We start from the raw sequence: 8,066 nt of genomic DNA on the forward strand, positions 1-8,066 counted from the left end.
ATTCAAGCAATCATTGAAGAGCATGGGCATGAGATAGTTTGGTTACCCCCTTATAGTCCAGACTTAAATCCCATTGAAAAGATGTGGGCTTGGATTAAGCAAATAGCAAAGAATGGCGGATGGATTGTATTGATACTTTATTCTTTTATCTGCTTTGGATTGGGTTGGGTTTTAGATGATTGCACTATATATTTTTAAATTAACGGTTGCAGCTGCAAGCTCATCAACCAATACCAATGGTTTAGGTTCTTTTGTTACTGCCTCATGTGCTTGTAAAACCGACATAATTAGCTGCTGTGCTGTACTAATAGACGCATCATAACCAATACCAACAGACAGAATATTCCTTCTTGCTGGTGCTGTAGAATAGTTATAAATAATGCTTTTAAATACCATAGAGTTAGGAATTTGAATATGATTACCTTCTGGCGAGAGTAAAACTGTGCTTCTTGTATTCATACTTTGCACAATTCCCGTTTGTCCTGCCACTTCAATCGTATCACCCGCACTAAACGGATGACGCAGACTGAGCAATAAACTTGCTAAAAAGTTCTCCGCAATATCTTGGAAAGCAAAACCCAACACGATACCTACAACACCAGCACCACCTAATAATGACAACGCAATACCAGTGAGTCCCGCAACTTGTAGTACAACATAGAGCGCTACCAATATTGCTGGTAATGCGACTACTTTTGCGACAATATCGGCTAACAATGCTGAGCGCAACCGTCGATTAAAAAAACGCTGACTTAATCGATAAATTGTCTTAGCTAACATCCATGCCAATGGAATAATCACCAATGCTAAAACAATCAACGGTAAAGACCGGACAAACTTTGCCAATAATCGTTTCATCTCATTGAAAGCTGGCGTAAATGACCAATCAGGAGAGGCATCCACCTGCAAGCGATTCACGACTGCAACAACATCTTGTGTTTTGGCTGCTAAGTTACGCGCCCATTGTTTCTGCTCATCGCTACCGGCAATACCGTCTAAAAAGACCACGCCATCTCGTACAGAAACCTTTACATTCTTATACCAATCAGTTGCCTTCAAAATTTCTCTAATTCGCGTAGCGATATCATCATCAGCGGCTACTGCTGTTACCGAAACAGCTTGGGGTGGCTCTTCGGGAGTAGCTTCCTCTGCCGGCAACACTGTCTGTGCAAATAAAAGCGGGATTCCAAATATGGATAACCCTACTAACAGAAATATTTTTTTCAATTTTTCTCTCCGGTAAACATTTTCCGTCATAGTCAAATCAGCTAAAAACAGCGCTTTCTATAAATCTTACCAGCACTTCTATAGCAAAAGGCTAATAAAAGAGTCACAGAAATTAGATCGCTATTCCAGTAATAGTATGTGTGCTTACTTTATTCATCTATCTTAACACTGTAACTATTCTAGTAGCCTTTCACTATAGCGATAAATAATGCTCTATTTTTTAGATAGAATGAGACCTTTGCAAAATTCCGTTTTACACTAATTTTTGCTACTAGTAGAAAAATTAACATTATGATTTCAATATATTTTCAAAATTTGAAAAATTGAAATTTCTCTATTTTATGTTTTTTTGCAAAGGTCTCAAGATATATCAAAATATTTTTTAAGATTACGATACAATTCATTTTGTTTGAACAAGTAAACTTTATCTAGAACGCTCTTCTAAAAGCTATTTAAATTACGAATATCAACTACAGGTTGACTGCCAAAGTTTTGGCTCAAGCAATACGATAAAATTTTAACAGCAGTTTCTTCTGCACTTTGCAACTCGCCGCTTTCATGTAACTGTAAAAACCGCTTACGATTAGGAAAGTATAGATTTTGGCGAATTTCTGCTTGCATCGGCGTATCTATCACTCCGGGAGCTAAACTCACAATTTTTACATTCGACTGCTGTTCCGCTGCTCCACAGCGTGCATGTTGATCTAATGCTGCTTTAGTTGCCCCATAAATACTCCAGCCGGGATAGGCTTTGTGCGCCGCACCACTACTAATATGAACAATATTGACCGGCAATCGCCCTTGCTCACGCGCATATTTAACTAATGCATCACTTAAAATAAATGGTGCGCTAACATTAAGTCTAACTGCTTTATCAATAAGCTTTGCTTCTTGGTCACCTAATTCATGTGCTGGGGATTGAACGCCAGCACAATTAAATAACCATAATCGTTCTGCACCTTGACAAAACGTTTGATATTCCTCTCCCAACAACAATGATTGGAGCTGAGAAAAATCTGCTAAATCAATCATAGTTTCGCTAAATAAGTTAGGATAAGCCACTTGCAAGACATGATTGGCTCTACGCGATAAACCATGTACATTTGCTTCACATTCTAGCCAACAGACAGCTAATGCTAATCCTAATCCGCTACTATGCCCCGTGATAATAACTTTCTCACTCATAAAGAATTTTTTCGCTCCCACAGATAATTGGCTATTTTTGCAAAATCCTCACCGCCTAGCATTTCAGGGCGAATGGTAGGCAAAATTTCAAGAGACTCTAGTGCCTGACTATCTAAATAGTTGGATAAACTTTTACGAAGCATTTTTCTCCGCTGTCCAAATGCAACTCGGACAATTTCTTCAAAAAGAGATGAAGAAAAAATTTCCCAACGAGTCGTTTTTAGCGGTATCAATCGAACCACAGCACTATCAACTTTTGGAGGAGGATCAAATGCGGTAGGTGGAATATCGAATAAGTTTTCACTCTCCAAATATTGCGAAAGCATAATCGTTAAACGACCATAATTTTTATTACCCGGTGCTGCGGTAATCCTTTCAACGACTTCTCTTTGCAGCATAAAATGCATATCAATAATACTATTACGCTGAGACAGGCAATGAAAGAGAATCGGCGATGATAGGTTATAAGGTAAATTACCAATTACCCGAACTGGTGGTTTCGCTATTTTGTCAAACGCAATAGTTAATACATCTGCTTCAATTAAATTCAACTCCCCTATTTTTTTAGCTTTTTCAGCCAAAAACGGGATTACTCTACGGTCATATTCAATCGCAGTCATGATTTTTGATTGTGATAGAACAGGCAACGTTAATGCCCCTAAACCGGGTCCTATCTCTAAGATGTTATCGCCAATTTTTGGATAAATAGCAGACAACATTTTTGAGATAACCGATTCATCAGTTAAAAAATGTTGCCCAAGATGTTTTGCCGCTCGAATCTCTGCCATTATCGGATTTCAACATAAGCGCTTTCACGCAATTCTAATAAACGCTGTGTCCACGCATCTTCTAAAGCCGTTTGATATAACGTCTCACGAATTTGCTCACGTATACGCGCTTCGCTACGATCAACATTCCGTCTATCCTCTACATAGATAATATGCCACCCAAAAGTAGACTCAAAAGGTGCTGAGAGCTGTCCTACAGGGACATTTTCTAATTGCTTAGCAAACCGTGGATCAACACTATCAGCACTCATCCAACCTAACTCTCCTCCTTTTGCGGCTGAAGCTGGATCTTGAGAATATTGGCGGGCTAAATCTGCAAAATTAGCACCATGCTGCAACGCTGAATAAATTTGATCAATTTCTCTTTTCGCCGCTAAAGGATTTTGCGAATGACGACGAATTAAAATATGCGCCAACTTTGCTTCTGGAACGACATATCCTTGCTGTCCCTGTGCTGTTTTGCTCACTACTTTCAGAAAGTGCATTCCGTCTGCATCAATTACTGGTGTAGAAAGCATTTCTCCAGCACTCAAGCCAACAATCGCTCTAGCAAACTGTGGCGGAATTTTTGCAATATTCACTTCTCCTAAATCTTTGAATTGTGCTCCAATGCTTACAGCTGCTTGAGCAAGATCATCATCATTATTTTTTAACGCATTAGAAAGCGCAGAGAAGTTTTTATCAATTGCTGGACCTCGTTCATTTATAGGCAGATTCGGTATTGGCATCAATAAATCTTGCAAATGCAGCACACTTCCTCGTTGTCGAGCGATTTGTGCTAGTTGGTCATCAATTTGTGATGAAGTAATATTGATACTATCTCCTACAACACGTTCCTTTAACTGTGCTTGTACAAGTTGTTCACGCAACAAATCACGATATTGCGCTTCATTCATCCCTGTATCGCGTTTTACTCTTACCAACAATTGAGAAATACTTACACCATTTTGTGCGGCAATATTGGCAAGTGCTTTATCAATCTCTTCAGCAGTCAAATTTAATTTGGCTTTTTCTGCTAATTGCTTGACAAGATGCTGCATAATAACTCGCTCTAGCAAGACTTTGCCTTTTTCTTGCTCAGGTAACCTAACCTCTTTAGGCAAAGTAGCTTGTGCTGCATTCAATTCATTTGCTAATTGACTTCGACTAATTGCTTCCTCATTGATAATTAATGCAATATCATTGATATTTTGTAGCTGTCCTTGTTCACTTGCTGGTCCAAATTGCAAAGTATTTTGAGCATTTGCAAATAGCGGAAATATCGCAAGAAAAAGTAATCTATGTGTCATAGAGTTCTCTCCTGTGGCAGAGGGGTAAACTGGTTAAGCTGATTTTTTAATAAACTTCCGGTAGAGCTACCCATATTACCCAATCCTTTAAAAATAAATTCTAAATAGACAGCATTATGTTTAGTTTGATCTTCAGGTTTATTACGATAATGCCGTCCGGCTAAGCGCCAAGCCCAACAACAATCATTGTATTCTATGGCAGCCATTGTATTAAAACCTTGTCGTTCTCGTAGAGAATAATCTTGTCTCGCAAAGACTCGCCAATTAGGGTTTAGCCGCCAACCAATACCCAAACTTAACTGGTTATAATCATCACGATTATAATAGTGTCCTAATTGAAGATAACGATTAGTATCTAAATGATACCGTAAATCTAAAACATTTCTATCATTACGATGTTTATTGGGATCCCAAAAAGATAAGCCATAAAGCGACCAATGACGATCAATTTGGTAATTTCCCTCCGTAACGATAACGGATTTGCTCGTATTTGTGACAGCATTTCCATATAACTGGAGTTTTCTATCTGCAAAATACTGTATTTGCCCTAGAGAGAGCCGGAGTTTTTCTTGTCCGTCACTATTGCGATAAAAACGCGTTGTAACCGCCGTTGTTAACTGGTTAGCATCACCAATACGATCACCACCCGAAAACCGATTGCGCGCAAATAGCCAATGCCAAGATTTACTTAAATCTGCTGTATCAAATAAAGGAATATCGCTTTGTGCTTTATAAGGAGTATATAAATAAAATAGTCTAGGCTCTAGTGTCTGAGTAAAACTACTTCCCTCAATATTTATTCCTCGCTCAAAGATAAGAGAGCCATCTAAACTTAAGCTTGGAATCACTAAAGTTTTTTGTCCCTCTCTAAAAGCATGATTATCCGGATGAAAGTCATAACGACGAGCATTCACCGTTAATTTAGGCTCTAAATACCCATAAGACTTTGATAAACGGTAATTTACTTCTGCATTAGCAGAAAAGCGATTAGCGTTACCTTCACTAGATTTATAAAAGCGCACTGCTTCGGTTGTAATACCATAGTGAAATTGACCCGTTTGCCAGTCTTTGTGATAAACGATTTGGGGAAGTCGATCATAAGGGGTATTAGCCTCATCAACTTCTGGGCTAACACGTTCATAACTTTGCAGCTGCACCATGAGATTACCCCAGTTTCCATTCCCTAAAATTTTGGCATAACGATCCAAATACCACTCATCATATAAAGTCAATCCATTATCAATATCTTCCAAATAGTTAATATCTGAAACTTGTTGATAACGAATCTCTGTCTTCCAGCTCGGATTAAACTGATAATCATGCTCAAGACCTATCTGCCAACGAGATTTATATTTGTGTTCTCTATCTTGCGGTAACCAAGCGCCCCTAAGCAGACCATATTGTTTTTCTGTCATAAAACGATATTCTGCATCCACCATGATGCCGCGTTTAGTCATCGGGTGTAACGCAAAAGTTGCATCTTGATTTGGCGCAATATTCCAATAAAACGGAAAAACTGCTTCTATCCCACGCGCTTCTGAAGAAGCAAAAGAAGGCATTAAAAATCCTGTTGCTCTTGCATCAGTAATTGGAAAGCTAAAATATGGTAGCCAAAAAATCGGCGTATTCGCTATATTAAACGTCATGTCCCGGGCAACGCCACGATTGGTATTGTGGTCTAATGTCATTGCATTAGCTTTAATCTGCCAAACAGGCTTATCTCGATTACATGTTGTCCAACTCACATCCTGAAATTGATCAATATGTGTTCTTTGATTGAAAACGGCGTTTTTAGCTGTTCCTTTTGATCCTTCGCCATTGTTTGCTTTGGGAGAAAGATAATAGTCTGATTGACCAAAAGTAATTATCTGATTACTGATTTCATACTTCCCTTCTTCTCCACGAATGGCTGCTGAAGGCATTCCTAATACAATCCCTTTTTGAGCAATTAAGGTTGCCTCTTGGTGTGAATAATCAACTTTAGGTGCAAATAAATGCTTATCGCCTTTTTGAACACTTACCTCTCCAGTAAAGACTGCCTGATTAAAGTCACCCTCTGAACTGTCAGCTACCACATGTAGACGAGAATCACTCGCATCTCCCCCTAATGTCGTATAGGCAGCTAATGGATCAATAGCGCATTGTGCTGCCCAAAGTGATAAAGAAAAAAGCGTAAAATAAAAGGAAACTATCAATCTTTGCAAAATGGCGTATCCAAATATAAATAATAGAATATTCTATCAGAGCAGCACCCAAATTTGGTAACTACTTATTTGTACTACATCAGCGGTTCACAAAGCAAATACCCTGAATTACAGCTGAATTTCCAATATCAACTTATCTACCACCCCCATCCTAGCAGCAGAGACACGAATTTTGAAAAAGACTTATCACTTTAAAATGAGAAAGTAATTATTTTTATCATCTAGATAGCTTTATAATTATACTTTTATTTTTTTTTTGGAACTTTGATGAAGCTCTTCCGACCAATATTAAGCATTCATTTTGTTACGGCTATATGCGCACTCTATTTTGTTTGCGTATTTAACATCCGCTCTTTTCAAATTCTTTTCCAATATCAAAATACTAGCTATTTTTCTAATTGGCTATTCATTGGGAACTTTAGCTTATCGCTTTTTTTATTACTATGGGCAATTTTTTCTTTATTATGCGCATGGCCTTATTGGTTTCGCCCTTTTACAAGTATTATTATTCTTATTTCTTCACTTGTCGCTTACGGTGGTCTACGCTATCAGGCGGTTTTTGATCACTCAATGATTGATAATTTACTCAATACCAATCCCGTTGAAACTAGCATGTACATAAATTTCAGTAGTATTAGTTGGTTTCTACTAACAGGCGTTTTGCCTGTAGTCTTTCTTTGGATGATTCGTATTTCTTATGGAAGTATCAAGACATTTTTTTCTAAAAAAAATCCTTATCATTATTGCTTCTCTTAGCATCGCTGGTGGGCTGATTTATAGTCAATATATCGATTATGCGGCTTTTGGTCGCAACAATAGAGTTGTTAGACAATATTTAGTTCCTAGTTACTGGATGTCTTCTAGCTTTAAATATATTCAAAAAACGTTACACCCAAAACCGCCTTTTAAAGTTTTAGGAGAGGATATGCATAGACAATCCAATGATAAACCTAGACTATTTATTCTAGTCATAGGCGAAACCGCCCGAGCGCAAAACTATCCTTTTTACGGATATACAAGAAATACAACACCATTTACAGAAGATTTACCGCTTTGGCGGTTAGCAGGCACCAGCTGCGGAACATCGACAGCGCAGAGTGTTCCATGTATGCTTTCTTCCCAAAAACATAAAAATTTTGAACGTAAAGAAGCGCTAAATCAAAGTAACATTCTTGATATCCTTCAAAAAACTGGGGTAAGCATTCTATGGTTAGATAATGATAGTGGCTGTCAAGGCACTTGCGATCGTATGACAAATGTTCAGAATTTTCCGAACAAGACATCTTCTCCCTTATGCCACGATGGAAGTTGCTATGATGAAATTCTTGTCAAAGAGCTCTCTCACTATCTTGATACCACTCCTATTGATAAAG

At 38.1% G+C, this 8,066-nt stretch carries 8 protein-coding genes and 1 pseudogene; 4 read left to right on the forward strand and 5 right to left on the reverse strand.

Annotated elements, in window-relative coordinates; translation table 11 throughout:
• A partial coding sequence (locus A5N85_RS17270) for a transposase (protein ID WP_211268106.1) occupies positions 1 to 198 on the forward strand: 198 nt, incomplete at its 5' end.
• Here A5N85_RS17270 and A5N85_RS07605 read toward each other — a convergent pair.
• The 5 genes from A5N85_RS07605 to A5N85_RS07625 form a co-directional block, all read right to left on the reverse strand.
• A complete protein-coding gene (locus A5N85_RS07605; protein ID WP_072576694.1) occupies positions 172 to 1,227 on the reverse strand; it encodes a mechanosensitive ion channel family protein in 1,056 nt (351 codons plus the stop codon). The genes A5N85_RS17270 and A5N85_RS07605 overlap by 27 nt on opposite strands.
• Before the next feature lie 441 nt (positions 1,228 to 1,668).
• A complete protein-coding gene (locus tag A5N85_RS07610; protein WP_072576695.1) occupies positions 1,669 to 2,412 on the reverse strand; it encodes an SDR family NAD(P)-dependent oxidoreductase in 744 nt (247 codons plus the stop codon).
• The gene (gene rsmA, locus A5N85_RS07615; RefSeq protein ID WP_072576696.1) at positions 2,409 to 3,200 is read right to left on the reverse strand and encodes a 16S rRNA (adenine(1518)-N(6)/adenine(1519)-N(6))-dimethyltransferase RsmA; all 792 of its coding nucleotides are present in this window, start codon (positions 3,198 to 3,200) and stop codon (positions 2,409 to 2,411) included. Before rsmA ends, A5N85_RS07610 begins: the two co-directional genes overlap by 4 nt.
• The gene (locus A5N85_RS07620; protein WP_072576697.1) at positions 3,200 to 4,489 is read right to left on the reverse strand and encodes a peptidylprolyl isomerase; all 1,290 of its coding nucleotides are present in this window, start codon (positions 4,487 to 4,489) and stop codon (positions 3,200 to 3,202) included. Before A5N85_RS07620 ends, rsmA begins: the two co-directional genes overlap by 1 nt.
• On the reverse strand, positions 4,486 to 6,693 hold the full coding sequence (locus A5N85_RS07625; RefSeq protein WP_249023940.1) for an LPS-assembly protein LptD: 2,208 nt from the start codon (positions 6,691 to 6,693) through the stop codon (positions 4,486 to 4,488). The genes A5N85_RS07620 and A5N85_RS07625 overlap by 4 nt, the downstream gene beginning before the upstream one ends.
• A gap of 267 nt (positions 6,694 to 6,960) precedes the next feature.
• Between A5N85_RS07625 and A5N85_RS17625 the strand changes: the two genes are divergently transcribed.
• From A5N85_RS17625 to A5N85_RS07635, 3 genes and pseudogenes are all read left to right on the forward strand, one after another.
• Positions 6,961 to 7,449, forward strand: coding sequence for a phosphoethanolamine transferase domain-containing protein (locus A5N85_RS17625; RefSeq protein ID WP_072576699.1), 489 nt, complete (start codon positions 6,961 to 6,963; stop codon positions 7,447 to 7,449).
• Positions 7,391 to 7,567, forward strand: a pseudogene (locus A5N85_RS17630) (phosphoethanolamine transferase domain-containing protein); the annotation flags it as partial. The gene A5N85_RS17625 and the pseudogene A5N85_RS17630, both read left to right, overlap by 59 nt.
• A gap of 51 nt (positions 7,568 to 7,618) precedes the next feature.
• Positions 7,619 to 8,066 (forward strand): sulfatase-like hydrolase/transferase (locus tag A5N85_RS07635; protein ID WP_249023941.1); only part of this gene is annotated, 448 nt, incomplete at its 3' end.

Origin of the sequence: Suttonella ornithocola (genome assembly GCF_001889065.1) — a bacterium.
GTDB lineage: Bacteria > Pseudomonadota > Gammaproteobacteria > Cardiobacteriales > Cardiobacteriaceae > Suttonella_A > Suttonella_A ornithocola.